Annotated in this window: 24 protein-coding genes; 5 read left to right on the top strand and 19 right to left on the bottom strand. The window is 43.7% G+C overall.

Annotated elements, in window-relative coordinates; genetic code table 11:
* Nucleotides 1-38: 38 nt before the first annotated feature.
* The 10 genes from EFA47_RS16630 to EFA47_RS16675 all read right to left on the bottom strand — a co-directional run bounded on the left by EFA47_RS16630 (nt 39) and on the right by EFA47_RS16675 (nt 9,534).
* Nucleotides 39-707, bottom strand: coding sequence for a type II secretion system F family protein (locus tag EFA47_RS16630; RefSeq protein ID WP_122644593.1), 669 nt, complete (start codon nt 705-707; stop codon nt 39-41).
* Nucleotides 708-744: 37 nt separating this feature from the next.
* Nucleotides 745-1,956 carry a CpaF family protein gene (locus EFA47_RS16635; RefSeq protein WP_122644265.1) on the bottom strand — a complete coding sequence of 404 codons (1,212 nt, stop codon included), beginning with the start codon at nt 1,954-1,956 and terminating at the stop codon, nt 745-747.
* Nucleotides 1,953-2,879, bottom strand: coding sequence for a P-loop NTPase family protein (locus tag EFA47_RS16640; RefSeq protein ID WP_122644266.1), 927 nt, complete (start codon nt 2,877-2,879; stop codon nt 1,953-1,955). Before EFA47_RS16640 ends, EFA47_RS16635 begins: the two co-directional genes overlap by 4 nt.
* Nucleotides 2,880-3,105: 226 nt before the next feature.
* A complete protein-coding gene (locus EFA47_RS16645; RefSeq protein ID WP_122644267.1) occupies nt 3,106-3,315 on the bottom strand; it encodes a pro-sigmaK processing inhibitor BofA family protein in 210 nt (69 codons plus the stop codon).
* Between the two features lie 152 nt (nt 3,316-3,467).
* A complete protein-coding gene (locus EFA47_RS16650; protein ID WP_122644268.1) occupies nt 3,468-3,956 on the bottom strand; it encodes a deoxycytidylate deaminase in 489 nt (162 codons plus the stop codon).
* Between the two features lie 14 nt (nt 3,957-3,970).
* Nucleotides 3,971-4,600 (bottom strand): uracil phosphoribosyltransferase, encoded by a 630-nt coding sequence (gene upp, locus EFA47_RS16655; protein ID WP_122644269.1) that lies wholly within the window; start codon nt 4,598-4,600, stop codon nt 3,971-3,973.
* Nucleotides 4,600-6,126 (bottom strand): L-threonylcarbamoyladenylate synthase, encoded by a 1,527-nt coding sequence (locus tag EFA47_RS16660; protein ID WP_122644594.1) that lies wholly within the window; start codon nt 6,124-6,126, stop codon nt 4,600-4,602. The genes upp and EFA47_RS16660 overlap by 1 nt, the downstream gene beginning before the upstream one ends.
* A gap of 99 nt (nt 6,127-6,225) precedes the next feature.
* Nucleotides 6,226-6,930 (bottom strand): N-acetylmuramoyl-L-alanine amidase family protein, encoded by a 705-nt coding sequence (locus tag EFA47_RS16665; protein WP_235853286.1) that lies wholly within the window; start codon nt 6,928-6,930, stop codon nt 6,226-6,228.
* A gap of 66 nt (nt 6,931-6,996) precedes the next feature.
* A complete protein-coding gene (locus EFA47_RS16670; RefSeq protein ID WP_122644270.1) occupies nt 6,997-8,922 on the bottom strand; it encodes a glycosyl hydrolase family 18 protein in 1,926 nt (641 codons plus the stop codon).
* Nucleotides 8,923-9,240: 318 nt separating this feature from the next.
* Complete coding sequence (locus EFA47_RS16675) at nt 9,241-9,534, bottom strand: hypothetical protein (protein WP_306438875.1); 294 nt, start codon at nt 9,532-9,534, stop codon at nt 9,241-9,243.
* 466 nt (nt 9,535-10,000) lie between these two features.
* Between EFA47_RS16675 and EFA47_RS16680 the strand changes: the two genes are divergently transcribed.
* Nucleotides 10,001-10,720 (top strand): adaptor protein MecA, encoded by a 720-nt coding sequence (locus tag EFA47_RS16680; RefSeq protein ID WP_122644271.1) that lies wholly within the window; start codon nt 10,001-10,003, stop codon nt 10,718-10,720.
* 353 nt (nt 10,721-11,073) lie between these two features.
* On the opposite strand, the gene EFA47_RS16685 is transcribed toward EFA47_RS16680, so the two are convergent.
* The 3 genes from EFA47_RS16685 to EFA47_RS16695 form a co-directional block, all read right to left on the bottom strand.
* Nucleotides 11,074-14,778, bottom strand: coding sequence for a chitobiase/beta-hexosaminidase C-terminal domain-containing protein (locus tag EFA47_RS16685; protein WP_122644272.1), 3,705 nt, complete (start codon nt 14,776-14,778; stop codon nt 11,074-11,076).
* A gap of 434 nt (nt 14,779-15,212) precedes the next feature.
* Nucleotides 15,213-15,422: a DUF1858 domain-containing protein gene (locus EFA47_RS16690; RefSeq protein ID WP_122644273.1), complete on the bottom strand. Its 210-nt coding sequence runs from the start codon at nt 15,420-15,422 to the stop codon at nt 15,213-15,215.
* Nucleotides 15,423-16,312: 890 nt separating this feature from the next.
* Nucleotides 16,313-17,455 carry a C40 family peptidase gene (locus tag EFA47_RS16695; protein WP_122644274.1) on the bottom strand — a complete coding sequence of 381 codons (1,143 nt, stop codon included), beginning with the start codon at nt 17,453-17,455 and terminating at the stop codon, nt 16,313-16,315.
* A 429-nt stretch (nt 17,456-17,884) separates the two neighbouring features.
* Between EFA47_RS16695 and EFA47_RS16700 the strand changes: the two genes are divergently transcribed.
* The 3 genes from EFA47_RS16700 to EFA47_RS16710 all read left to right on the top strand — a co-directional run bounded on the left by EFA47_RS16700 (nt 17,885) and on the right by EFA47_RS16710 (nt 19,638).
* Nucleotides 17,885-18,280 (top strand): Fur family transcriptional regulator, encoded by a 396-nt coding sequence (locus EFA47_RS16700; RefSeq protein ID WP_122644597.1) that lies wholly within the window; start codon nt 17,885-17,887, stop codon nt 18,278-18,280.
* Nucleotides 18,281-18,403: 123 nt separating this feature from the next.
* Nucleotides 18,404-18,946 (top strand): NADH peroxidase, encoded by a 543-nt coding sequence (locus EFA47_RS16705; protein WP_122644275.1) that lies wholly within the window; start codon nt 18,404-18,406, stop codon nt 18,944-18,946.
* Between the two features lie 155 nt (nt 18,947-19,101).
* A complete protein-coding gene (locus tag EFA47_RS16710) occupies nt 19,102-19,638 on the top strand; it encodes a rubrerythrin family protein (RefSeq protein WP_122644276.1) in 537 nt (178 codons plus the stop codon).
* Between the two features lie 229 nt (nt 19,639-19,867).
* Here the strand turns inward: EFA47_RS16710 and EFA47_RS16715 are convergent, their stop codons facing one another.
* From EFA47_RS16715 to EFA47_RS16740, 6 genes are all read right to left on the bottom strand, one after another.
* A complete protein-coding gene (locus EFA47_RS16715) occupies nt 19,868-20,128 on the bottom strand; it encodes a GIY-YIG nuclease family protein (protein WP_122644277.1) in 261 nt (86 codons plus the stop codon).
* 162 nt (nt 20,129-20,290) lie between these two features.
* Nucleotides 20,291-21,175 (bottom strand): class II fructose-bisphosphate aldolase, encoded by an 885-nt coding sequence (locus tag EFA47_RS16720; protein WP_122644278.1) that lies wholly within the window; start codon nt 21,173-21,175, stop codon nt 20,291-20,293.
* A 4-nt stretch (nt 21,176-21,179) separates the two neighbouring features.
* Nucleotides 21,180-22,274 carry a PTS fructose transporter subunit IIC gene (locus EFA47_RS16725; RefSeq protein WP_122644279.1) on the bottom strand — a complete coding sequence of 365 codons (1,095 nt, stop codon included), beginning with the start codon at nt 22,272-22,274 and terminating at the stop codon, nt 21,180-21,182.
* Nucleotides 22,274-22,582: a PTS fructose transporter subunit IIB gene (locus EFA47_RS16730; protein WP_122644280.1), complete on the bottom strand. Its 309-nt coding sequence runs from the start codon at nt 22,580-22,582 to the stop codon at nt 22,274-22,276. The genes EFA47_RS16725 and EFA47_RS16730 overlap by 1 nt, the downstream gene beginning before the upstream one ends.
* Before the next feature lie 14 nt (nt 22,583-22,596).
* On the bottom strand, nt 22,597-23,055 hold the full coding sequence (locus EFA47_RS16735) for a PTS sugar transporter subunit IIA (RefSeq protein WP_235853288.1): 459 nt from the start codon (nt 23,053-23,055) through the stop codon (nt 22,597-22,599).
* A gap of 20 nt (nt 23,056-23,075) precedes the next feature.
* Nucleotides 23,076-25,112 (bottom strand): BglG family transcription antiterminator, encoded by a 2,037-nt coding sequence (locus EFA47_RS16740; RefSeq protein ID WP_122644281.1) that lies wholly within the window; start codon nt 25,110-25,112, stop codon nt 23,076-23,078.
* Between the two features lie 360 nt (nt 25,113-25,472).
* Between EFA47_RS16740 and EFA47_RS16745 the strand changes: the two genes are divergently transcribed.
* Nucleotides 25,473-26,651, top strand: a complete 1,179-nt coding sequence (locus EFA47_RS16745) for an iron-containing alcohol dehydrogenase (RefSeq protein ID WP_122644282.1) — start codon at nt 25,473-25,475, stop codon at nt 26,649-26,651.
* The last annotated feature ends 62 nt before the right edge of the window (nt 26,652-26,713 follow it).

A 26,713-nucleotide genomic window follows, 5' to 3' on the forward strand; every position in this document is an offset into this window, starting at 1 on the left:
CCCATCTTTCTATATACAGGCCTACATCTTTGCATACTCTATACCTCAATCTCCACAATTGCCTTCCCAATCCGCCATGCGGCAAGATATATTCCCAGGCACATGCTCATCACTGCCCCTCCAAACAAATTCCCATACAAAACCTGCATAAATTCAGGAAAGGCCAGTTTCATATATAAGATTATCCCCATGGGTATTACACACATAATCCTGAACTCTAATTTCTTAGCTGAGAGGAGTGTATCTATCTCGTTCTCCACTTCCATTTTTTCACTGATATCTTTCACCGCATTCCTAATAATCTGGATGCTGTCCCCTCCGGTTCTCTTTGCCGCAGTAAATACGGCTGTGAAGCCTATAACATCTTCCTGCTCCACCCGCTCTGCAAAATCTCCCATAACCTGTTCTGCTGTCCTATTCATATCCATCTGGTATATCATCCGGTCATACTCCCTGCGGATCCGGCTGTCTTTCTTATAAAGGGCCCTCATCTCCACAGCCGCCTCTCTAAGGGCATTCTCCACGGAATACCCTACATTCAGGGCTGCTGCCAATGCCCGTATACTTTCTTTGAACTGCCCCCGAAACTCCTGTTCCTTACGCCTGCATTGTTCCTGCTGCCAGATATACAGGTAGAATCCTGTCAGGGGCATCAACAGGATTCCTGCTGTCCATGTCCCATAGAATAAATATCCTCCAAAAATCATAAGAACAGCCCCTTTTAGTCCTGCAAGTATATATTCATCAAGCCTGATATCCTGCTGCCAGCAGCTTCCCACAATGAACAAGTTCTTCAGCCTTCACAAGCCTCCCCTGTACTTTTCCATTCTCATCCCCCTCCTCCCTGAATTCAAATAAGGTGTGTGTCTGTACCATGTCATTTTCAAATCCCAGTACTTCTGTAATTTCCAGTACTTTTCTGCTTTTATCGCGCAGACGCCCCAGATGTATGATAACATCGATTGCAGACGCTACCTGCCTTTGGATGGCTGCCAGAGGCATATCGATTCCCATCATCATCATTGTCTCCAGCCTGTGCAGCATATCTGCCGGATTGTTGGCATGTCCTGTTGACATGGACCCACTGTGGCCATTCAGCATTGCTGATGAAATCATATCTACTGTTTCATCCCCCCTGACCTCACCCACAATAATCCTGTCCGGCCTCATCCGCAGCGCCGACTTAATTAAATCCCGTATAGAAACAGCGCCCTCCCCCTCCAGGTTCGCATTCCTCGCCTCCAGCCTGACCAGGTTGGGGACGCCTTTTATCTGCAGTTCTGCATTGTCCTCCACTGTTATGATCCTTTCATCCTTGGGAATATAATCTGAAAGAGCATTTAGAAATGTAGTTTTACCGGAGCCTGTTCCCCCGCTTACAAAGATATTATATTTAGAACAAACAAGAATTTTTAAGAACTCCACAGCTTCTTCACTGACACTGCCCCATGAAATCAGCTGTTCCATTGTAACCTTTTCTTTAGGAAACTTCCGAATTGTCATAATCGGGCCATTTACCGCCACTGGCCTCAGTACTACATTGACCCGGGATCCATCTTCCAGCCTGGCATCTGCAATAGGTGAGGACTCATTGACATACCGGTTAGTCCCAGACACAATCTGCTGAATCACATCCTCCAGCCTGGAGAGTGACAGAAAATGCCGTTCTGACTGAAACAGCCTGCCTCCCTTCTCAAAAAATATATTCTCTGTGCCATTAATCATAATCTCCGTGATTTCTTCGTCCTCAATTAGATCCTGAAGGATATCTAACTTTCTAAATGCATTGAATAACTCCCTGCTAAGCCTGATCTTCTCCTGTAACGGCAAATATCTTTCCTGGCCCGCCTCATTAAGGACCAAATGAATCAGCTCCTGCAGCTCGTCCTCCTCCATCTCCCGGCTCATATCCATCTGCTCGAGTACTCTGTCATACATTTGCCCAATCAAATTCATGGACATCCACCTGCTTCCAACTGTATCTTCTTCTGTACAGTATGTTCCAAAACATCCTCATACCCTGTCTGCCTCAGGTTTTCTGTATACTGTGCCAGCTTTGCCATAGACAGAGGATCGTCCATATACAAAGTATAGACTGTCTGACATTCCCTTAAAATGCGGTACAGGCCCCGGATACTATCTCCCAGATCCAAAATAATCGTCCTGTAAAGACAATTTGCAAATATCTCCTCAAACAGTCCCAGCCATTGTGTCTCCTCCACAGACCAAAGATCCTGCATAACAGGTATAGGGGCAATATAATCCAGTCCTTTTATCTGTCCCGCCATAGCGCTGATACGTAGTCCCAGGTTCCCTTTTTCCTGGCGGATAAAGTAGAGCAGGTCTCCCAGATTATCGCCTTGCTGTCCTGGAAAATAGTGGCTGCCCCCTGAATATTCCTCCAGGTTTAAATACAGGACAGGTTCCTTCTTGGCTGTCTCTTTTCCCAAATCCAGCGCAAACTTGGTCTTGCCAATCCTGCGGATAGGGGAATAAATCCCGATCAGCTTTCCTCCATGCGCCCCTGAACCTGCTCCCAGGCCCTCCCCCTCCTGTGCCTCTCTCAGAATTGCTGACAGTATCTTGTCCGAGGCCTGGTATTTGTACACAGCCTTCTCATCATCTAATAATTCTGCACTGCCCCCTTTCACAAGCACATATTTTTCTCTGGCCCTGACTAACTGTCTCTGGCTTGTCTCATAATCCTCCCCTGCCAACAGAATATGAACCTGCTTTTCTCTCGAAAATTCCTGCGCATCCTCCATCCTTTGAAACAGATGTATCTGAAACCCCAGCTCTCTGTGCTCTTTAAAAGCCTGCATAAGATTTCTGGCATACTCCTGCTCCACATCGCAAATTACAAAGCTTTTTGGGTACAACCTATCCCTCCTGTCCAAATATTCAAAATGATAAATAATAAAAGTAAAGTAACTGAAATTTTACCGCGATCCTGCGGCATGATAAGTTAAAAGAACAGCCGGATCCAGATCAACTCCGGCTAAAGATGTATGCAGCAAACTGATTGGCTGCTGTGATTCGTATTATAAACATACCTTTACAGATTGTCCATACTTGTTTCTAAATTAGCTTCTTTTTGTGAAAACCTTACAAGGTCTGATAAAATAAAATGCCATAAAGCAAACAAACCCCGGGAATCCCAAGACTCCCAGTTGTCAAAAAGGAAACTGCATTCAACCCCACATTCAATGTATTTTCGTCAGGAAGCATATACTGGTTAATAAAATAAATCAATCCCATCCCTATAATTGCACGCATTACAAAATTTACAATCACAGATGTCAGCTTATTTTCCATTATCACATTTCCTCCGCCCTTGCATATATGATATAATATTCTGCTTCGGCAGCATTTATGATAAAAAGTCCAAGAACCTGCTTCGCTATAAACAAGAATCCTGCCCCAAGGGCCTGTATTATGACATGCCCTTGGGTATGCTTACAGCTGCGTTAAAGCTGTATCCTTATTTCCCGGTTTGTCCTGTGATACTGATGGTACCGCACGCCTGCTGCATCCATCATCCTTTTGGACGCTATGACAGAGGGAGTATCTGCATATTTGTCACAGTCATAGATGACCTCCTTGATGCCTGCCTGTATAATCGCCTTTGCACACTCATTGCAGGGGAAAAGAGAGACATACAGCTTCGCGCCAGCCAGGCTTGTCCCATTATAGTTGAGTATTGCATTCAATTCACTGTGGGTAGAATATACATACTTAGTCTCTAATGGATCATCCCCTTCTCTGGCCCAGGGAAATTCATCATCCGAACAGCCAATTGGAAATCCATTATAACCCATAGATAGTATTTTATTATCCGTGCTCACAATACAGCATCCTACCTGTGTTCCGGGATCCTTTGAACGCATGCCTGACAGCATGGCCACCCCCATAAAATACTCATCCCATGAAAGATAGTCCTCCCTTTTACCTGACATATCCTTGCCCTCCTTTATTTTGTCCCAAAAATACGGTCCCCCGCATCCCCCAATCCGGGTACAATATACTTATGGTCGTTTAAGCACTCGTCCAAAGATCCTATATAAATATCTACATCTGGATGCTCCCGCTGCATCCTCTCAACGCCCTCCGGCGCTGCAATAATGCACATAAAACGAATATGCCTGACCCCCTTGTCCTTGAGCATCTGGATGGCAGCCGAACAGGAACCGCCTGTTGCCAACATTGGGTCTACAACAAATACTTCCCTGCTGTCACAGTCAGCAGGCAGTTTGCAATAATACTCTTTAGGCTCGTACGTTTCTGGATCTCTGTATAATCCTATATGGCCCACCTTGGCACTTGGTATCAGCTTCAGCATGCCGTCAACCATTCCCAGTCCAGCCCTTAAAATAGGCACAACTGCAAGTTTTTTACCTGTCAGTTCCTTGCCGATTGTCTCACAGATTGGCGTCTTAATCTTCACATCCTGCAGCTTCAAATCCCGTGTAGCTTCATAACACATCAGGCTGGCAATCTCGCCCACCACTTCTCTGAACTCCTTTGTTCCCACGGCTTCATTGCGGATATAACTGATTTTGTGCTGAATCAACGGGTGATCCATAATTCGTACTTCTGACATCATTTTCCTCCCTTAGTAAAAGAATTAAGTTTATAAGTTAATTTTTTTATTAATATAGATATTTTTTCATAGCATTCCCCATATGCAGTGAGAGGCTGTCCATATGGGTTTGGGATTTCTATATCCTCCTCAATAAATTCATTTAAAGTATAAACGTTCTTAATGTTTTCATACGCAGATACTACTTTCCATTTTTGGTTTTCATCCATAGTCAGTATGAGTGTATCCTCCTGCAGGTCCTCCTCTGAAAACGCAACTGAAGTGTGCCCTTCAAGGCTTAGCTGCCAACTCTTCATAATAGCCTCCGCCTTCTGGTTGGCAGGCTCCGGAAACAGGACCACTAGTCCCCTGGAGCAGACCGCATACTCCTGCTCAAGGTCTTGCTGCCTTAAAAGCTCTGCTGCCATAGGCCCTCTGCTTGTATCTGTATTGCTGAGAAATACAATTCTTCTGTACCTCTGCTGTTTTACGATCGGCGCCGCCGGAAGCCTCAAATGCCCTGCAGCCTTTTCCAGGCGGTTCATAATCGCACTTCCAATCCCCTGGACTGCAAATGATTCACTGTAGATTGTGTCTATATCTTCCCCGTCAAATTCACGCAGAACCCCATATAAATTCCTAGCTATTGTTTTCTCATTTTCCCGGGTGCCTATATTCTTTACAATTCCATGGGTGTAGAGGGGAACAGATTCATTTGTAGCTATAATCCCCACAGTCCTTCCCTCACGGTGTGCTTCATAGGCAAGCTGGCGGATGGCAAGTATCTCCTCCTTCAAGTTCCCTTCTATAATAATCAGCTTGGCACGGGGCGCATAGTGCCTGTATTTCATTCCAGGAGCCTTAGGCGGCTGGCTGCTCTCGCTTCCTAATATAGTTTCATCTACACTGACCGGCCCTATGACGTCCTCAAGCATATCCACAGTGACCGCTCCCGGCCTAAGGATCATAGGGGGGGCGACTGTCATATCCAGAATGGTAGACTCCAATCCTATCTCCACATTTCCGCCATCCAGTATCATATCTATACGGCCGCCCAGATCTCCCGCCACATGCTCTGCTGTAGTAGGACTTGGGCGGCCTGATGTATTTGCACTTGGGGCAGATACATAGCCGCCTGATGCAAGAATCAACTCCCTGGCCACCAGGTCACTTGGCATACGGACAGCCACTGTATCCAGTCCTCCAGTCGTTCCATATGGGACAATACCGCTTTTTTCAAAAATCATTGTAAGAGGCCCAGGCCAAAAATGGAAGGCCAGCTTTTCTGCCGCCGCAGGTATATTTACAGCGATCTTACCCAGTGCCCGGACATCGGCGATATGCACAATCAGAGGATTATCTGACGGCCGCCCTTTGGCGGCATAAGTTTTTCTTGCCGCTTCCTCATCCAGTGCATTGGCCCCAAGCCCATAGACCGTCTCAGTGGGAAAAGCAACAAGGCCGCCTTGTTTGATCATATTCCCTGCTTCCTCTATTATCTTTTCATCTATTTCATTTTTATCTATTTTTTTTATTATTGTATTCATAGGGTTCATTATACCATTATTTATCTTAAAAAAAAACTCTCTTTCTAAAATTCAAAACGACGTTTTTCGGCGTTTTTTATATATTTTATCACTGTATTCTCACTGCTCTTTTCCTGAAACACAATTTATTACTCCATTTGTAATAGCCTCGGCCAATATATCCTGATACTCTTCTGTCACCAGTTTCCCGGCCTCGGCAGGGTTACTTAAAAAACCACATTCTACAATAATGACAGGCACCTCCGTCTTTTTAAGCATATAATATGTATCATTTGCCTTAGCCTGCCGTGTATTTTCGGGATCAGCGGCCAAAAGTGCCTCCTGCATAGTTTTTGCGGCACTTTCACCAACCTTAGAATGGGAATAATAAAAGACTTGCGCCCCATGGATACTCTCCCCTCCGTAACTATTCTGATGTATACTGATAGCCAGAGATGGCTTCTCTTTATTAATCAACGTCACTCTGGCTTTCATATCCTCTGCTTTGGATCCTCCCAGTCCCCCTTCATCTGTGCGTGTCATAATGACCGTAAATCCCTGCTTTTTGAGAAGTGTTTTAACTTTGTTTGCAATATCCAGGTTAATATCCTTTTCCAACGCCTGGTTTACACCTACCTTCCCAGGATCTGACCCTCCATGGCCCGCATCGATTACGATTACCTGGCTATTCTTTGTCCCCGCCGCAGTCTGTACCCCTTCTTCTCCCATGTAATTTTTATAAAGATATTCTCCTGCTTTCTGGCTTCCTATTACTGCACATATGAGCAATGCGAGAAGTCCCAGTATTCCCGCTTTACGGCGCAAAAAAACATCCCCTTTCCACTGCTTTCTTAAAATATATATGCGGAAAAGGGATGTTTCTTTCTTAGTTTAATTTACATACTGGAGGATAAGATCCCATATGGAGGAATTTTCCCAGCCAAGCCTCCACTCAGCCACACCGGCAAGCTGGTTGCTCTTGATAAGTTTAAGCTTCTCTTCTATGGACTCACTGTCCTCAAGCCAGATCTTATAGACACCGTCTTCCGTGTCCCACTCAGCATAATTCTGCTTCGTTTTGTCGTCCCAAGCCGCCTCTGCGCCTGATGACTGGATTAATTCTTCCGCCTCATCCATCCCCATAGCTGTACTGGATACATTGTTCGGATACTGGGCGGCTTCCGTGCCCTGCTGCTCTGCCAGCTCAGCCTCTGTCTTAGGTGTCTCCAGCCATAGCCGTGTATAGAATGGGATTGCATTTACCAGCTTCGTATTCGGCACTAACGTCAATGCATTCTCAATTCCATTCTTGACATAATCGTAAGATGCCACGGAACCTGCTTCATAGGAACCATCCGTATGCTCGTCATACCCCATGATTATAACATAGTCTGCCACCTCGGCCTGTTCCTTAAGGTTGTAATGTTCATTATAGGGCATGGGGACATAATTATCCACAGAAAGTACCAAATCATTCTGCCTGCATTTTACAGACAGCTCTCTGACAAACTGTATATAATGCTCACCGCATTCCTCAGATATCAATTCAAAGTCAAGGTTAATCCCATCAATACCTGACTGAAGGGCGCCTGCGATCACTTGGTTGATAAGATTCTCTCTCTTAGAAGTATAGCTTAAGACCTCATAAGTCTCATCGTAAGAGCTGATTCCTCCATGGAAGTCTCTCAATACAGCCCATACATCAATATTAGACTGATGTGCATAATTCACATAGTCAGAATTAGCAAGTGATGATATATTACCCTCAGTATCTGCAATCGTGAACCACGTGGGCGCTATTGTTGTCAGTCCCTTAGTGCCCGCTATCATCTCAAGCACATAACTGTTGGCTGTATCATTCTCCACACTATGCCATGCCATATTGATGGTATAATCCATTGAAATATTGGTGTACTGGGGTTCCTCGAACTCTCTGGAAGTTGTCTCCTGCTTCATATCCTTTAAAGAGCTTGTCTTTACATATCCGATAAATCCATCGCTGGTACGCACCTTCTTCCAGCCGTTCTCATCCTCCAGCACCCTGACTTTGTCAGACTTGCTGACTTCAGTTAGTATAGGACTCTTAACACCGCCCTGGTACCTGACCTGTGTATCCCTTTTTAGGCTTGCGGTATCCTGTTTGCCCCAGGTGCAGTCTACAACCGCCCTATTAGGATCTTTAAAAACAGAATAATCCATATTGGTATACTTCTGTATAAAAGCAAGGGCTATATAAGCAGTCCTGCCTTCCGCCTTAAGGATTACATAATCCTCACTCTTTTTCTCTTTTACGTCTGTGTACTCCTTGCTGCCCACATTTACGGACACGCTTCCGTTGGGCAGAGTATAGAGAAGGAGATTCTCGTTAGAATCCCAATAAAATCTCTCATTTATATAATCCCGGACCACCGAATATTCCACATAGGGTGTCCCGTCAAATATCTTGCCTCTGGCAATGCCATCTTCAGATGGGCCCACCACCAAATTATCAACCACTATAGCAAGGTCATCGTTGTTTTGTATTCCATAATATTCATTCAAATCAGCTTTCTCTTTTGATGAGCCGTATTTTTTCCAAATTATAAACCCGCCGACTGCAATTATAATTAAGGCAATCAGGATTACTGTCCTGATTATAAGATTTCTTTTTCTTCTCCTTGCCCGGCTGCTTCTCCTGCCTGGCCTCTGCCCACCGGGCCTGATGCCCCCTGGCCGGGTAGTCTTTACTCCCTGCTCGCTGGTGCCTGGGCGTCTCTTCTGCACATTCTGCTGCCTGGCCCTTCTGACATTCGCAGCTCTTCTTTCTCTTTCGTCCATGCCGCACCTCCTACAGACCCTATTATAACATATTTTTTATGTACGTCATTAATAATTTGCCTTTTTTACAAGAATTTACCCCCATCAGGCGGGATTTTTCCTGCCCCTGCGCAGGGCAGTAAAGGAAAGGATTGGGGTGTTAAAAATACCTTTGGCTCCCCAATCTTGAAGGCAAATAAAGGGTTTTAAGCGGATGCCGCCTGGGACTGTAAAAGCGCTGGGAGGGAAATGCCCTCAGCCAAATTAAATATCGTGTTATGCTGTACAGTTAGTTCCACAAACTAATTCTATGTCCGGCAGACTGAGGGGATTCTCTGCCTAGTTATTTTCATTAATATTTACAAAAGTGAGTGATTCTATGTAACCTCTGCCATCCAGGACATAGTCCCGCATATAGCATCCTTCCTCCCGGGTCATGTGCGCCGTGACAATCTGTAATGGACTTACCTTATATCCGTCCATAGCCATGTATACACCATTTTTTTCATAGTTCTCCAGCTCTGTATATAGCTGTCTGAACATATAGGCCGTATTGTCAGCCTCCATAGCCTGCTCCTTTCCCCACAGATCCAGATAAATATTTATAAACTGCCCAAGACCTTTTGGAGGCATCGTGACGTACCATCAGGCGCAGCAGCATGGAAGATAGTATTGACCCGCAGATTTTTCTTAAAATTTGCTGAATTTATGATTGAAATGAACATTTGAATTTTCCCTGAATATCATTTAGATAGAAGTTTTGAAAACTATTACAAGAAAATTATTTAATTGATTAGTCCTCCTTTCGTATAAACAAATATTTACCCTGAAATACTATCTTCTGTAAGTGCTATTATAAGCAGCTTATATATCCATTTCAATGTGTATTTTGTTCATAAGCCTTCCACATTTGTTGAAAACCAGTGGCGGCCTTGTCTATATTAGCGCCTGAGGCCGCCTGAAATAATAATTTGCAGGCCAGAATATAAATGTATTATAAACTCCTATTGTTTTTCTTTACATATTTTTTGTTTTTGTTTATACTAATAGTGAGAAGATATATTTTTTTAGATATTACAATTCGTAAGGATGTGATTATATGAAGATTGAAAAATTAAATGACAATCAGATTCGCTGCACTTTAACTCATGCAGATCTTGCGGCAAGGCATTTAAAGCTGAGCGAGCTGGCCTACGGCACTGAAAAAGCAAAATCACTGTTCAGGGATATGATGCAGCAGGCATCATTTGATTTTGGGTTTGAGGCAGAGGATATTCCTTTGATGATAGAAGCAATTCCTGCCTCCGCGGATTCCATTGTACTGATTATTACCAAGGTGGAAGATCCAGAAGAATTAGATACCAGGTTTTCCAAGTTCACTCCTCTGGGGGAAGCAGAGGCCTCTGCTTCAGAGTCCCTGGAGAAGCTAGAAGGCGCGGAAGAATTTTTAAATCTGCTCAACAAAGTAAAGGAAGCGGCTGCTGAGACTGATGAAGCGGCTGCTGTCCAGGATACTCCCGCTTCATTTAATGTGAGGCTATTTTCTTTTGACAGTATTGACCGGGTGATCCAGGCGGCTCAGCTTTTAGGGCCGGTATACCACGGCTCCAATACACTTTACCATGATCTGGAGAATTCCTTATTTATACTTGCGCTCACACAGTCAGACCATTCTACTATTGAGTTCAACAAAATATGTAATATGCTTTCTGAATATGGCTCTCTGGAGAAGGCCTCCGGCTCTGTCCTTGCATTCCTTGAAGAGCACTGTGATATTATGATATCTGCAGATGCAGTTCAGAATTTAGCTGCAATATAAACGCCAGGCGGGTTTTCACCCGCCTGCATGGTTTGTACCCTAATATATACTTATTGAACTGCTAATGTTCAATAAGGTATACCCAAACCTTAAAGGGGCGGGTGGACTTCGTCCAACAAGGTATACTGATTGAACTGCTAATGTTCAATCAGGTATAGACATAAAGACAGACTCTGTAAGATCAGCAGTAACCAATACTGCCCCCTCTTACAGAGTCTGTTTTTTAATTCCGGGGTCATGGGGCAGGCATGGCTGCCTGCCTCCCGGGCGTTTATCACTACTATCAGTACAATGCCCCATTGCTTACCCCTAAGCAAAAATTCTATTTATATTTCTTGGCTGAGATAAGAACCCTAGCGTCTCTTTTTAATAATGACGGCAATCACGGCTGCCACACTTACCACTCCAAGGGCAACCCAAATCAAGATAGATGTTGTGTCTCCTGTTTTTGGGAGAAGAGATGAAAGAACGCCGCTTCCTGTATTAGTTGTTCCGTCCCCAGATGCTTGCTGGTTGCTTGCACCTACTGTTGTACTTCCATCGCTGTTGTTCCCGCTGCCGCTTCCATTATTATTCGTCCCGCTCCCAGAAGAAGTCCCGGTTCCGCCTGTTCCATCGCTGGCTGCATTTATTCCATTGTTTCCATCATTACCTGTTGTGCCGCTGTTCCCAGCGCCGCCGGTATTATTATTCCCGCCGGCATTATTACCGTTATTGTTATTATTGTCTCCATTATTGTTGCCGTTATCACCGCTATTATTGTCTCCGCCGCTCTGGGCCGCATCCTTCCATGCAATGGCAACTGGTGAAGTACCTTTCACGGTAAACTTTAGTCCTTCGTCTGTCTTAGTGACAGCGGGTTCCTCTGTGTCCCCGGCAGTAATGCCAAGTCTCTCGGAAGTTACCGTAAACATATGGCATACTACAAAATCATGTGTGCTCTTCCCAGTGCCTTCTGGGTAGGGCATTGTAATTGCAACCCCTTCTTTCGGGAAATTATCTACAGTAGCATCCTCCCAATTGACCCCATCGGCGCTAATCTGTATTTTGATATCATAGAACGCCATATTCAAATATGTATATCCATCTATAGAAGTAAGGATACGGGTCATTTTTGAAGTAATAGCCTCTATAGAATTTGATTCTGTATTCTCAAGCCCTGCCGGCACTTCTGGTATGCCGTCTGTGATGACCAGTTTGGACTGTATAGAATCCCCTCCTGCCTTCACAAAATTTGCCGATGCAACAGAGCTGTTGTCCATCCCTTCCTTAGCTCCAATGGCCCGGACTGTTACCGATGAATCGATCGTAATAGGCTCTGTATACTTCGTGCTGGATGTACTTGGATCCTGGCCGTCCGTTGTATAATAAATATCTGCCCCTTCTGTCTCACAGGTAATAGTGACCGTCTGTGTGGAGAGGAATTTACTTCCCTCGGGGGAAATAACAGGCGTCTCTACAACCAGCTTCGGCGTAGTCTGAGTATCAGAAGTTACCGCACTCTCCTTTCGGGTATCTGTCTCCAGGAACTTAGTATATCCTGTATAACTTGTATTAGGTTTACACTCTGTTAATTTATTACTTTCGGAAAAGTCCTTTCCATCAAAGCTGTACACAGCATCTTTCACCTTAGGAATGACTGCTGTAAATGTCCCGTCATCCTCCTCAGTAAATTCCAGTGTAAAAGCCTCTGGCGCATCCTGGGGCAGCTTACTAAATACTACATTTTCAAGCTTGCCGATCTTCCCTGCCTCAAAATTCCCGGTTTCCTTTGTACGGGCCTCAAAAGTATGGGTACTGTCCGGCTTAATCTTGTCAAATTTGCTGCTGTCCTGCCACTCATCCCCGTCCATACGGTACTCATACTTGGCGTCTGATGCATTGCTCAGTGTGATTGTATAGACAAATTTACTGTCATCTTTAGCGCTTTCTGTATAGCTTCCAGTTACTACCGGAGCCTCCGGCGGGGCGCCTTTACTGATTTTAACAGGAGTGTCCAGCTTTATAGGGTCCTCAGATACTTTCATTCTATAATTTTCTGACCCCTGCCCAGTCAACGGCACCTCTGTAAGCGTGACTTCATCATAGTCACCTACATCTTTATCCGCGATGGTTCCTTTTAGTCCTTCTAAATTTACCTGAACAACATCAGAACTTATCACAGGACTTTCATCAAAGGTTATCTCCTCTATGGCCACCTGATCTGTTCCATCATACGCTCTGTTAGCAGCAACTATACTTGTAATCTCCAGGGCAATCTTCTTAATCTCAAATTCCTTTTTGACAGTGTCTACATAGTTATTGGCTCCTTGAATGGTCGCCGTTATAGTGCCCGCTTTGATAAACTCATTATCTGAATAAGCAATTGTATAATCCGTATTCTCCTGTAAAGTCCTTCCATCCAGCGTAACTGTCACTGTAGGTGTTTTCTTTTGTCCATCGTATACATCACTATCCAGGCTTATTTCTACTTCCGCCCCCGTAAGAGAGGCTTTGTTTATCATAAAAGATGCGGTTGTGGTACCTGAGAAATTTCCAATCCCTGCTAAGGTCACTTGGCATGTTCCTGCATTAACCGGGTCACTGTAATTCTGGATTGTATAATCTGTGCCCTCTACTAACTCCTTACCGTTATATGTAATCGATGTGGGCTTATTGTCATTATGTGACTCACCATTATAAGTCACTGCTGGAAAAACAATATTCGTTACTTCGTTCAATGGCCTTGGGACTACGGTAATCGTATCTGTGGTAAATGAATCATAACCCGTTTTGGAGTATGTAACCGTATAGCTTCCGGCATCTTTAATTTCATCTACTTTCGTATTATCTTTCTTGATTTCTGATTTCCACCCAGACGCCTCTACATCATATGTCTTGCCTCCCACCTCTCTGGTGGGTTTTATAGTAATTACAGTGTCGGTTAAATTACTGCCTGTGTAATATATCTGCTGCCCTAACTCAATATCTTGCTTGGATAAGTTTACCTTTAATTTTAGATCCTCACCAATCGTAGGGTTTCCTGTAATCCTGTCCGGGTCAATCAAGGTCCCATTGCCCTGAATTGTCCCGTTATAGTTCCAATCCTTTGGAACTGAAAGCGAATTTCCCGATTGAATTAAAATATTTTGCTTCTGGCTATCTAATTTGATACCGTCATTCAGAACTAAATTTCCATATACTGTATATCCATCTGTGGGTTTCGTACTATTAGTCTGTATGCTATTAAAACTATCCTTTTTAACAGCATTTAAGGTTCCAATAATCATTCCGCCTTTCCCTGTTTCTGAGGAAAGGGTGTTACAATTTATACCTATATTTTGGCTGCTGCCCTCATTATTGGTCACTGTCCCTTCCGCCGTAATGCTTCCGCCATTAATATTGACAGTCCCAACACCAGAGCCATCCTTGCCAGTACCGCCTATGCCTGCATTACTATCCCCCGTAGCTTTGATGGTTCCGCCCTCTATGGTTATATTACCACCGCCGCCGTTATTGCTTCCGCCTATACCTGTACCGTTCTTTCCGCCTTTAGCAGTGATCTCTCCCCCGTTAATTATAATATTCCCTGCTGTGGCGGATACAGAAGTTCCCTGGCCGCCAATACCTGCGGCATTCTCGCCCCCCTGAACCTCCAGTTTGCCATCTTTTGCGCTATCAATGGTCAGCTTGGCGCCATCAGGGACATATATACCGGCATTGTTTTTGGAACTTGTCAGCGTATTTTCCCCTTTTATAGTTAAATTTACCGTAGCGCCGGGACTAATAGAAAACGCACATCCTTCCACACCTGTGGTCTTGCTCGTGTCAATATCCACACCGTCTAAGGTAATCTTGTGGGTACCGCTCTCCACTGATATCCTATTTGTTGATGTTGTCCCGGATACAGTGTGTCCATTACACCCATCTTTACAATCTTTATCTGTCAGAATCAGTGAACCCTGGTCTATTGTCCGGTACCCCAAATCCTCTGCCGATACTCCCAACGGCATAAGAACCGTAGCTGCAAGGGCCGCCGACGCCACTGCTATTAATTTGCGTATTTTTTTCTGTTTCATTTTAATCCTTCCCCATCTCGTATTTTTATTTTCGCTCTTTAGAATTTTACCTGTGGAATTTTCTTTTTATGCTAAGTATATCATAAAATTACACAAAATAAAACGATTTCGGCCATGGATTTCGACTCGCTGAATTTCATTTAAAGTGATATCCATTTCATCCCTCCCGCCCTTTACATGGCTTCTTTACCATAAGGGAAGCTTCAGCCGTATAATTTATATATCGGCATATTATGAAAGATTCTTTACTCCTCAAACCACAAGTTTACATGCTATTTTTTCTGCCAGAAATATATGTTGAAAAATTTCCCAACTGTAAAACAAAAACCCGCAGCATAGGCCGGCAAGGTAAATACCTTCCGCCCCATACTGCGGGTATGCTTATCTTCCTGCCAGCCAGACGCAAAAGAACCTGGCTAACGGGTTTCCTGAAATTATTCAGCGGCTGCTTTCATAGAAGCATTTATTTTCTCAGCCAATAAATCAGCATCCATCCCATGTACCATAGCTGCCTCTGCGAGAGTCTCCATCTGAGCAGAAGGGCATCCCAGGCAGTGCATGCCAACTTCCATCAAAATTGGCGCAGCATCTGGATAAATTTGTAAGATTTCGCCGATTGTTGTATCTTTAGAAACTTGTGTCATTTCAATTTCCTCCTATTTTTCTTATTCAGTGTTCTTTATTATAATCCCTATTTTTTAAATAATCAACCATATAAAATACAATTTTTCAATCAAATTCTATCCTATCATTGGTATAAAATCTGCCTATTTAGGGCACGCCCCCACGTGGATACAGCAGCTTGGCCGTATTTTATCATAACGGACAAAGGGCAGAAGATTTCCACTATCTTCCAACTAAATTCTCTGAATTGTTTGCACAATTATTTTCACTTTTTGACTTCTTAAAAGTCAATATTTTCACTGCTTTTTTTCGACAAAAAAATAAATTCATCATAACTTAACAAAACGTCCGTTCTTTTTTTCTTGAAAAGTAATCCACCAAAAACACATGTTTTTATGTGGATAATGTGGATAACTTTGAATAAAACTATATTTTTCCACGGTTTTTCGTGTTTTGAGTGTGGATAAGTTGAAAACTTCTTTTTTCCTCCTTTCGACACATAATTACATTTTTGTGCATTTTGTATATGCCATCCTTTTCACATTTATGATAAAATTCATCTTTTTCAGATAGAGATGTCCGCACTTTTCCGACATCCTACTTCCATACTACTAAATGCCAAATCAAAACCACCGATGCAGGCATACAGGGCATTAAACCAGCAGCGATGTAAGCATCCGGTTGTTAGACCCTGGCGGCAGCCGCCAAATGGATATGTAAGCATATCCCCTTGGCCCGGTGGCAGGTATAAAATATGTATTGTGGGGTATCCATACACTGAACCGCCACTTTATTCAGATGTTATAACCTACATATAAAAACTGCACCTTCCTATAAGTATGCCTTATTCAACATCAGCAGTTCAATAAGTATAGGTTAGTGCAGCTTCCTTATTTATATATATTATGAATTATAATACTCTTCTGATTGTTATGATAGGTGCATAGGTTGCACTGCAAATACCGATTCCATCTGATTCGTTCATTGCATTGACAATATTGCCGTCCCCCATATAGAGTCCTACATGGCCATCATACAGGACTATATCACCAGGCAGCGCCTGTTCATAGCTGACGGGTACTCCCACTCCTTCCATATCCCAGGTAGTCCTTGGAAGGCTGATGCCAAACTGCGCATACACGGACTGTACGAATCCAGAACAATCGGCCCCTTCTGTCAGGCTTGTTCCTCCCCATACATAGGGATTTCCAATAAACTGGCAGGCAAAATCGATAACTGCCTGTCCCCCTGAGGACTGAGCCGTAAGTGCAGAAGTTTCCTGAACCTGGCTTGCCGCCTCTGCTTCAGCCTGGGCTTGTGCCTCCTGTGCTTTTCTGGCCTCCTCGGCCTGCCTTGCCGCTTCTTCCTGTGCCAGCCTGGCCGCCTCCTCGTCCTTTGACTCAGCATATGCAAATTGTTTCTGTACACTTACGTAATCGCCGCATACCCAGCCTGATACTCCATTTACATTCACCGGGTACCATCCATCCACAGCTTCACCTGTCACTTCATATTGCTGCCCTGCCATAATCTGTGTCAAAATGTTAGCCCAGGTTCCCTGCCCGTCTCTGACATTCAGCACATCCGCAGTCACAACGGCCTGGTTCTGTTCGTACTCTGCAGCATGTTCCTCGGCTGAACTCCCTGTAAGCAGGGTTTCTGCAGGTACATATCCTTCCACTGTGCCTGACCTTATGCGGGTCCAATTACCATTATATTCAAGCACTTCTGCCGCTGAATTCTGGTAAAGCTTTCCGTTCCAGTCGCTTGTTTCATCCGGGGCACTTCTAATGTAAGTATAGTCGCTTACATTAGAAAATGCCATATTTAAATACTCACCCTCGCTGTTCTGTACCAGATACAGATTCATATTGTCCCTCACATCTGCCTGGTAACACTCTTGTACTGCCGATTCGATTCCTGCAACCGGTAAAGACGGCAGCCTTCCTGTACTGGTGTCTGCTGCTCTTACCGTAAATGCACTCCCCGGAATCATAATCGCTCCAGCTAAAGCAGAAAGAATCAATTTCTGCTTCATTCGTATTGTTTTCATATAAAACCTCCTTAATAAGTGTCTTTATCTTTTGTAGGAAGTTCTAAATGTTACACAATTGTTAAATTTGTTACGTTGCCATTATATCAATCATGTACCACCATGTCAACTGTTTTACTGGATTTTCAGTCTACACACTTCGACATTAAAATTAATAATTCAACTTATAGAATAATTAATTACACTTATTTGTTAATTATTTTGTAACATTTTATCAACTCTATTCCTTCTATTTTGTTATTTAAGAATTATTTTATAGACGTAATCTTAGTCAAACAGAATCTGGAGAAAAATAATTTTTAAATTTCTGTTGCAACTTTTTTTAAATATTTACAGAATCCTGTTGACAAAGGCCAATATATGTATTATATTTTATTTGCAGTAACAATTACTATTATTAATTATCACCTTACAGAGGGGAGGCTTACATTGGCAGCTTTGAAATACAGCCGACAGCGTGAAGCGATTAAAGGCTATTTAATGAACACCCATGATCATCCGACTGCTGACATGGTTTACCTGCATATGAGAAAAGATTTTCCTAACATCAGTCTTGGCACTGTATACAGAAATCTAAACCTTCTTACTGATATGGGCGAGGCAATTAAAATTTCTACTCCTGACGGAGGGGATCGCTTCGACGGGCGCACACAGCCTCACAATCATTTTTTGTGTACTTGCTGCGGAAAAGTACTGGATTTAGATATGGATATGGAACAGGTTGAGCGGCTTAACCAATCTTCTGTTCAGAATTTTGATGGTATTATAGAATCCAGTACCACAATCTTCTATGGCAAATGCGGCGACTGTATCCAAAAGTCTTAAAATACGTATTTAATATGGAAAGATTTTCCTTTCTGTATTAAGATAAATACTGAGGGACTATAAAGTTCCCAGGTTACTAACTAATTTTATAATCATTTATTCTAAGAAAAGGAGATTTTAACTATGAAAAAATTTGTATGTACAGTTTGTGGTTATGTTTACGAGGGAGAGGCTGCACCAGAAGTATGTCCAGTCTGTAAGGCGCCTGCTGATAAATTTAAAGAGCAGACAGGAGACAGAGAGTGGGCTGCAGAGCATGTTGTAGGCGTGGCTAAGGGCGTAAGCGAAGACATCCTGGCTGATTTAAGGGCGAACTTTGAGGGAGAATGCTCAGAAGTTGGTATGTACCTGGCTATGGCTAGAGTTGCCCACAGAGAAGGTTATCCAGAGATTGGCCTGTACTGGGAGAAGGCTGCTTATGAAGAGGCAGAGCACGCTTCTAAATTTGCTGAATTATTAGGCGAGGTAGTGACAGACAGTACAAAGAAGAACCTGGAGATGAGAGTAGACGCAGAGAATGGCGCTACTGCTGGTAAATTCGACCTTGCAAAGCGCGCTAAGGCTGCTAACCTGGATGCAATCCACGATACAGTACATGAAATGGCAAGAGACGAAGCAAGACACGGAAAAGCATTCGAGGGACTTCTTAAGAGATACTTCGGCTAATTTGCAGTGTAGTTTGTACATTTAAATTTTAAAATATACACTTATTGAACTACTAATGTTTAATAAGGCTGCACCATAACATAGTAATTGCCTGCATTGGAATTCTCCTCTGCAGGTAATTTACTCTGATTCTATATAATATGAAGGAGAAAATTATGTCTAAGTATACAGGAACAAAAACAGAAAAGAACCTTATGGAAGCATTTGCAGGCGAATCCCAGGCGCGTAATAAATATACCTATTATGCGTCAGCTGCAAGAAAGGCCGGGTATGTGCAGATGTCCAATATCTTCCTGGAGACGGCTGACCAGGAAAAAGAACATGCAAAGATGTGGTTTAAAGAATTCCATGGTATCGGTGATGTGGCAGAGAACCTTGAGGATGCTGCTGCAGGTGAAAACTTCGAGTGGACAGATATGTATGCCCGCATGGCAAAGGAAGCTGAGGAGGAAGGATTTACTGAACTTGCAGCTAAATTCAGAGGTGTTGCTGAGGTAGAGGCGTCCCACGAGAAGCGTTACCAGAGGCTTCTTGAACATTTCCGTGCAGGCCAGACATTTAAAGATGAGGCTCCTCTCGGATGGAAATGCGGCAACTGCGGATATATCTACCAGGGTGACGAAGCTCCTGAGATCTGCCCTGTATGCGCCCATCCCCGCGCTTATTTTGAAAGAAAAGCAGAGAATTATTAAAATATTCTGTGTTATTTACCTAAAGCAGTCCAGCCGCGGAGGCACAGATATACAATACGCCCCTGAGGACTTGCTTCCTATAAGGAAATCATATTTAACCCTGCAGAGTCCACGGCCAGTATGAATAATCCGGCAGGGCAAAACGGTTATGTTTATTTAAAAGGCAGGGCACATCCCCCGTATACTAAGGATGTGCCCTGCCTTTATTTATTTTCATTTTCCAGCGAATTTAGCTTTCCTGTGTGGTGTACCCGTTTTCCAATAAGCCAAGCTTTTCTGTGCGGGACATTTGCTTAATTCTGTACTCTCTCTGCATGGCCTCTTCTTTTGTATTGAATGACTCGTAATATGCGAGCTCAACAGGCAGGCGCGCTTTCGTATATTTAGCTCCTCTTCCTGCATTATGGTCATTTACTCTTTTCTCAAGATTATTGGTCCAGCCAGTATACAGGCTCCCATCCCTACATTTTAAAATATATGTATAATTCATGCCTTACTCCACGTTTTACTCTTCATTTATGATACTTATTGAACATCAGTAACCCAAAGGGTATGCCCTAATACATGTCCTTGGGACAGGCCGGCTCCCTCCAAGAAGTATACATATATTATATCATCTTTCTGTAATATATCAATTTCTGCCTGTTTTTCATCAATCAAACTGTTTCCCTTGCCCTTCGGCCATATAGTACCGCCCGCTAGATCCAATCATTCTCATATATTGCTTTATAAATTCCTTCATAGCTTCCTGGCCTGCAATCTGGAAATCCATATAATCGATATCCGGGTTTTTTGCCGCTGCCTCAACCATTGCCCTCCGTCCGTATTTAAATAAGTCTGTGCATACATTTATTTTATTGATTCCTAGCTCTACTGCCTTTTTAATGTTTTCCTCCCCCGCGCCAGAGCCTCCGTGCAACACAAGAGGCATTTTTAAAATATCCTTCAGCTCTTTCAGGCGCTGGAAATCCAGCTTTGGAATCATATTTTTAGGGTAACTTCCGTGGGCGGTTCCTATGGCTACTGCAAGGCAGTCTGCTTTTGTCCTATCGGCAAAATCCTTTGCCTGTTCAGGATTTGTATATAAATCCAATTTTCCGTTATCCCCTTCCACTGCAGATCCCACATGCCCCAGTTCAGCCTCCACAGAAATATTATTTTCATGTGCAATAGAGGCGATTAATTTAGTTCTTTTTACATTCTCCTCATACTCATAGGCAGAGGCATCAATCATGACACTTGAAAACCCAGCCTTGATTACTCTTACAATATCATCATACTCCTGCCCGTGGTCTAGATTCAGGGCAACGGGAACCTTGACCTCCCCGGCCATTGCCTTTACCATTAAAGCCAGAATCTCCGGCGTGGCATGGGCCTTCATCTGCCTGGGGGAGACATTGATAATAACAGGGGCGCCTTCCTCGGCAGCAGCGGTTATAATGGCCCTTGCCTGTTCCATATTTACACAATTAACTGCCATTACTGCAAATCCACGTTCATTTGCATCCTGCAGCATACTCTTCATGGACTGATACATAATTTTATTTTACCTCCTCTATGGCCTGTTTTGGTTTATAGTCCTGCTCATTGGGCGGCAGGGGTTTCCTTATAACTGAATACACCAGAGTTGTCACTAGTATATTTGCTCCCAGAGCCAGCAGGAACATGGCTGGCTTATTCATCAGCGGTATTGCAAAGATGCCTCCGTGCAGGGCAGGGGACTCTATGCCAAATAGCATACTCAGGCCTCCTCCTATGGCACATCCAGGGATGGTGGATATCCAGACACGGACCGGGTCATTTAGGAAAAACGGCAGCGCCCCTTCCGTAATAAAGCAGCACCCAAGGGGAATTGCAACCTTTGCATTTTCTACATCTATTTTTTTAAATTTTCTCCGCGATATAAAGGTGGCAATGGCCATGGCTATGGGGGGCGCCATACCTGCAGCCATTTTTACTGCCGTAGGCCCGTATACGCCGTCCGCATTTAGTCCATTTGCAAAAGCTGCCGCTGTCTGCGTAATGGGGCCGCCAAAATCAATGCCCCAGCAGCTCCCCATCACTGCACCCAGTATAAACCTGGATCCCCCTTCCAATGATACAAGCCAATCGGTGAACAGGCTCATGACAAATGCAATAGGTCCGCCTACTATGTAATACAGCACCATGCCCACAACAAAAGTCGTACACAGGGGAATGATCATAATATTCATCAGGCCGCTGATCCAGCTTGGAACCTTTAATTTCTTCATATACAGAACCATAAGTCCACATGCAATCCCTCCAAAGAGCCCTCCTACAAAGCCGGCTTTAATCACCTGGCTGGAGAGATAACCAATGGCAATGCCCGGGGCAATCGCTGGTTTGTCACCTATGGCCCATGCAATAGCAGCAGCCAGCACTGGGATTGTCAGCACCATGGCCCCAGACCCGAGCTGTGCCAGATTATAGGCAAACGTACCTGCCATTTCTGTATTTGTAGCAATGTCATACCCGCCGATTGCTTTTGCAATGGCCTGCAAAAATCCTGCAACTACGATAACTGGGATCATATGGGAAGTGCCTGTCAGGAATATAGCTTTTGCCCTGGCCCATTTGCTTATTTTCTTTGTCTGTTTACGTTCAATTTTTGCCATTATCCTATCGCCTCCAGTAACTCCTTTACTACACTCTCAGCTTCATTGACAGCCTCGTACACACTGCATTCCAGTGTAGGTAATTCTTCAAACCTTCCCGGATCCTTGATTTTTACGTCGCAGGCGATAATACAGGCATCCGCCCGTCTGATATCCTCCTCAGTAATCTGGTTCTGCTGTCCCTGGGCCCCCTGGGTCTCCACTTTTGCTTCATGCCCCTGGGCCTCGATGGCTTTCTGCAATCCTTCTGCTGCCATAAATGTATGGGCAATTCCTACAGGGCAGCTTGTCACACAAACAATAAACATTCTTTTTTCCTCCTTTAGTGAAAAGCTTTTCTTATATCATCAATGGTATCGGCTTCCAGCAGGCCATTTAGGAAACCTGTATCCATTAATTTTCTTGCCAGGCCGGCCAGCATATCCAAATGAACATTGTCTTTACTGTCAGGCGCTGCCAGCATAATTACATATTTGACGGGAAGGTTATCCATGGCTCCCCACTCAACCGCCTGATTTAGCCTGACCAGTGTAAAAGCCGCGTCTTTCACACATTTATTCTTACAGTGGGGTATGGCAATTCCATTCCCTATGCCAGTCTCAAATTCTCTCTCCCGTTCATATAAACCTTCCAGATATGCATTTTCGTCTGCAACTTTACCTGCGGCCAGCATCATATGTGCAATTTTTGTTATTGCATCATCCTTATTTTTGACGTCAAGGCCAAAATGTACCAGCCGCTCGTCAATCATACTTTCCAGATCCATGTAACCACCTTCCATTTCTGTCTCCTAACTCTGTTTTATAAACACTGGTCTTTTAGCTTTTCCAAGCTTGTCATTTTTAATATTTTGTCAATATCTTTAAAATTTCTGGTCAGCCTGAATATGGCCTTAAATATTTTCTGGAACTCTTCAATCCCAGTATCTGTATTCAAGGCCAGCATAAATACCATCTGGACTTTATGTTTTCCCCATACAATTGGCTTTTTTAGTGTCATAAACCCTATTCCCTGTTTTAATATATGCCCCTCAAATGCATGGGGAATGGCAATCAGACTTCCCATAGATGTATCTGACAGCTTTTCTCTCTTAAATACTGACTCCACATAACCTGCATCCACAAACCCCTCTCCCGCCATCCTGTTCCCCAAAAGCTGTATAGCCTCCTCCCTGGATTTTAAATCACACGTCAAAATTGTAATTTCATCATGAAGATAATTTTTCAGGCAGTCATAGGTCTCATTTTCTTTATCTTGTACATCGGCTCCCCTCTCCTCCACATATTTCCGGATACATTTTGTATCTTCCTCGTTTAGTACAAGAGATACCTGGACTACATGAATCCCCTCCAGGCTTAACGGCACAGTGGAAATGACAAAATCCTGTTCCTCCTTTTTCAAATCCCTCGTTTCTTTGTCAGAGATAATTTTCTGGATTACAAGGTCAGGAAACAATCTTTTTAGTTTTATAGATATAAATTGTGAGGTTCCCAAACCCGTGGTGCAGACAATAGTCACTGTAAGCCGCTTCTTCTTGAGCTGCGCCATCCTTTCAATCGACGCGCCGATGTGGAATGTAATATATCCGATCTCATCGTCTGTGGCCTCTATACCGTATTTCGATTTAAATTTGTCAATCATATAAGAAGCCATCTCATACTCATAAAACATTTCTTTTTTTACGGATTCCAGGATCGGGTTTGCCAGGCACATACGGCTCTGTATTCTATAAAACATACAGACCAAATGTGTGAACATTGCGCATATAAACTCTTCGTCTTTCGCCAGGGACAAAGAATATTTACTATCAATTTCCATCAGGACTTGCATCATGTAGTCAAACAACCGGGGATTCCTGCTTCTCGCTGTCTCCCTGTCGCCTGCCCTTGCCATGGGAACCTGGAACCGCAGTCCTTTCAGGCATGTAATAAGGCCTGGGATTTCTGTTTCCGGAAACCTCATATTCATGTATGTCCCAATCTGCTCTTTGAAATACTGGCAGATAAACCATTCTTTCCTATCTCTGTCAGGACTTCTATATGGCCTCCTGCCCTCATCAGTAAGATTACTTTCCTCTGCATATGGGGTAAACTGCGTGTCACTCTGCCCACCGTCCGCTAAGTGGGCTTGGCAGCCTGAGGTTACAGATCTATTGACCACTGTCCTCTGCAGGATAACCGCGATCTGTATTAACAGCTCGTCAAAGGAAATACTTGTCAGGACAAACTGAAATCTTTTTTCGGCGGACAGGATCATTTCCTTTAACTGCCCCAGATCCACATCCTCAAAAAGTGGCTGCAGGTTATCTGCCCCTGCCCCGCCCAAATAGGCCAACACCTCTCCTAAAACAACAAACAAAGCATGACGTATGCGCCTTTCGGTGCCTTCGGCCCGGATGCCGTATTTTACTTTTTTTACAAAAGTAATTCCTAATTCTTCCCAGAAATCTTTTAAATCATTCAGATCATTCAGGACAGTTGCCTTACTTACAAAAAACTCATTGGCCAGTGCCTCAGCGGATATAAAATCCGTACTGTTTAAAAGTTTTGCGGCTATATAATACTTTCTGATATCCGCTGATATATAGGAGTCCTGATCCTCGTACAATACAGTCTTTAGAAAAGCTTCCCCTTCTGGATTGTAGTCGAGCCAGAGTCCAACGCCCCGTTTTGTCCTGATAGAGCAGGAATGCTTTTCCAGCTCATCGTTTATCTTTTTAATGTCCGCCTTTATTGTCCTGGGATTTACCTTCAGCTCCACGGCAATCTGTGCCGTAGTGAATTTTTTCTCTTTTTTAAAGAGCACACCTAATATTTTCTTCTCTCTTGGTAAAAACATTTGGCCACCTTTCCTTGCTGTTTGAGCCTATTATATCTACTGGCCCTGAGTTTCCACAAATGATATATTTTCACTTGTGAACATAAACTTAATGCAATTTACTCAAATTTCCCGCAGTGTTTTAAATCCGAAATTATATGCCCTTCCAGTTTATAGGGTAAAATCTTGCGAAACCAACCTTACTTAGGTTTCCATTTTTATGTGTAAATCTCACAATTTTCTATATTCTTACTTGTGCACCTTATCAGAAACCCCGAAACATTTACACTTACTTGCCCATACATAGTGTTTTTTTCCCATTATTCTTTTTGTAAAAGCCGCCCTATAATTTAAGAAAATATCTATTGAGGAGGATTGCTAATGATTAACTTTGAATTTTCCAACCCGACAAAGGTAATTTTTGGAAAGGGAACAGAAACAGAAGCCGGGAAAGAAATTAAGGCCATGGGGGGACATAAAGTACTCGTCCATTTTGGAGGTACCTTTCTACAAGAAAATGGTATTTTAGACCGTGTACACCAGGGATTGTCTGATGCGGGACTGGAATATGTGGATCTAGGCAAAGTTGTGCCAAATCCTAGGCTGGGACTTGTAAAGGAGGGGATTCGGATATGTAAAGAAGAAAAGATAGATTTTATTTTGCCTGTCGGAGGCGGAAGCGCCATAGATTCCGCCAAAGGGATCGGATATGGGCTGGCAAATGATTTTGAGCTGGAGGATCTGCTGCTTGGCAAGGTCACAACTAATAAAATTGCCCCTATAGGATGCATTTCTACAATAGCAGCCACTGGATCCGAGACAAGTAATTCAATGGTAATTACCATTGAGGACGGACTCCTGAAACGTAACTATAACCATGACTGCGCACGTCCACGGTTCGCTATCATGAACCCTGAGCTTACCTATACACTCCCTGTTTACCAGACAGCCAGCGGCGCCTCCGACATTATGATGCATACAATGGAACGGTATTTTACAAACACCACAGATGTAGACTTAATTGACCGCATGGCAGAAGGACTTTTAGTAGCTGTCAGGGAGGCGGCTTTGACAGCAGTGGCAGAACCTGAAAATTATGAAGCCCGGGCAACCCTCATGTGGGCCGGCAGTCTGTCCCACAACGGCCTCACCGGAACAGGCCGTGTGGGCGACTTTGCCTCACACAAGATTGAACACGAACTGGGCGGGATGTTTGATGTGGCCCACGGCGCCGGACTCTGCGCTGTCTGGGGAAGCTGGGCAAGGTACGTATACAAGACAAACCCTGCAAGGTTCGCACAATTCGCGGTACGTGTTTTTGATGTCCCTGAAAATTTCTACAACCTGGAAGCCACGGCCATAAAAGGCATCCTGGCCTGGGAAGAATGGTGCCGAAAAATCGGTATGCCAACAAACATGCACGAGCTGGGTATCTGCCCCACAGATGCACAAATTGAAGAAATGGCTGAGAAATGCGTTGCCGGAGGCGGAGGAACTGTAGGTTTTTTCCGTACACTCAATAAAGAAGATATTGTCAAAATCTATGAAATGGCAAGGTAAATGAAAAAGGTACAGGTCTAATGTGAATTTAGGACGTAACAAAATTAATTTTGTTACGTCCT

It is taken from the genome of Luxibacter massiliensis, assembly GCF_900604355.1.
Lineage (GTDB): Bacteria > Bacillota > Clostridia > Lachnospirales > Lachnospiraceae > Luxibacter > Luxibacter massiliensis.

Excerpts from the sequence above, each read along its gene's own strand:
- EFA47_RS16695 (WP_122644274.1), bottom strand. The coding sequence starts at position 17,455 with ATGAAAACAATACGAATGAAGCAGAAATTGATTCTTTCTGCTTTAGCT.
- EFA47_RS16685 (WP_122644272.1), bottom strand. The coding sequence starts at position 14,778 with ATGAAACAGAAAAAAATACGCAAATTAATAGCAGTGGCGTCGGCGGCC.
- EFA47_RS16730 (WP_122644280.1), bottom strand. The coding sequence starts at position 22,582 with ATGTTTATTGTTTGTGTGACAAGCTGCCCTGTAGGAATTGCCCATACA.
- EFA47_RS16715 (WP_122644277.1), bottom strand. The coding sequence starts at position 20,128 with ATGAATTATACATATATTTTAAAATGTAGGGATGGGAGCCTGTATACT.
- upp (WP_122644269.1), bottom strand. The coding sequence starts at position 4,600 with ATGTCAGAAGTACGAATTATGGATCACCCGTTGATTCAGCACAAAATC.
- EFA47_RS16645 (WP_122644267.1), bottom strand. The coding sequence starts at position 3,315 with ATGGAAAATAAGCTGACATCTGTGATTGTAAATTTTGTAATGCGTGCA.
- EFA47_RS16650 (WP_122644268.1), bottom strand. The coding sequence starts at position 3,956 with ATGTCAGGTAAAAGGGAGGACTATCTTTCATGGGATGAGTATTTTATG.
- EFA47_RS16735 (WP_235853288.1), bottom strand. The coding sequence starts at position 23,055 with ATGGAAGGTGGTTACATGGATCTGGAAAGTATGATTGACGAGCGGCTG.
- EFA47_RS16660 (WP_122644594.1), bottom strand. The coding sequence starts at position 6,126 with ATGAATACAATAATAAAAAAAATAGATAAAAATGAAATAGATGAAAAG.
- EFA47_RS16745 (WP_122644282.1), top strand. The coding sequence starts at position 25,473 with ATGATTAACTTTGAATTTTCCAACCCGACAAAGGTAATTTTTGGAAAG.
- EFA47_RS16720 (WP_122644278.1), bottom strand. The coding sequence starts at position 21,175 with ATGTATCAGTCCATGAAGAGTATGCTGCAGGATGCAAATGAACGTGGA.
- EFA47_RS16705 (WP_122644275.1), top strand. The coding sequence starts at position 18,404 with ATGAAAAAATTTGTATGTACAGTTTGTGGTTATGTTTACGAGGGAGAG.
- EFA47_RS16690 (WP_122644273.1), bottom strand. The coding sequence starts at position 15,422 with ATGACACAAGTTTCTAAAGATACAACAATCGGCGAAATCTTACAAATT.
- EFA47_RS16725 (WP_122644279.1), bottom strand. The coding sequence starts at position 22,274 with ATGGCAAAAATTGAACGTAAACAGACAAAGAAAATAAGCAAATGGGCC.
- EFA47_RS16670 (WP_122644270.1), bottom strand. The coding sequence starts at position 8,922 with ATGGACGAAAGAGAAAGAAGAGCTGCGAATGTCAGAAGGGCCAGGCAG.
- EFA47_RS16740 (WP_122644281.1), bottom strand. The coding sequence starts at position 25,112 with ATGTTTTTACCAAGAGAGAAGAAAATATTAGGTGTGCTCTTTAAAAAA.
- EFA47_RS16680 (WP_122644271.1), top strand. The coding sequence starts at position 10,001 with ATGAAGATTGAAAAATTAAATGACAATCAGATTCGCTGCACTTTAACT.
- EFA47_RS16675 (WP_306438875.1), bottom strand. The coding sequence starts at position 9,534 with ATGCCTCCAAAAGGTCTTGGGCAGTTTATAAATATTTATCTGGATCTG.
- EFA47_RS16630 (WP_122644593.1), bottom strand. The coding sequence starts at position 707 with ATGATTTTTGGAGGATATTTATTCTATGGGACATGGACAGCAGGAATC.
- EFA47_RS16635 (WP_122644265.1), bottom strand. The coding sequence starts at position 1,956 with ATGAATTTGATTGGGCAAATGTATGACAGAGTACTCGAGCAGATGGAT.
- EFA47_RS16710 (WP_122644276.1), top strand. The coding sequence starts at position 19,102 with ATGTCTAAGTATACAGGAACAAAAACAGAAAAGAACCTTATGGAAGCA.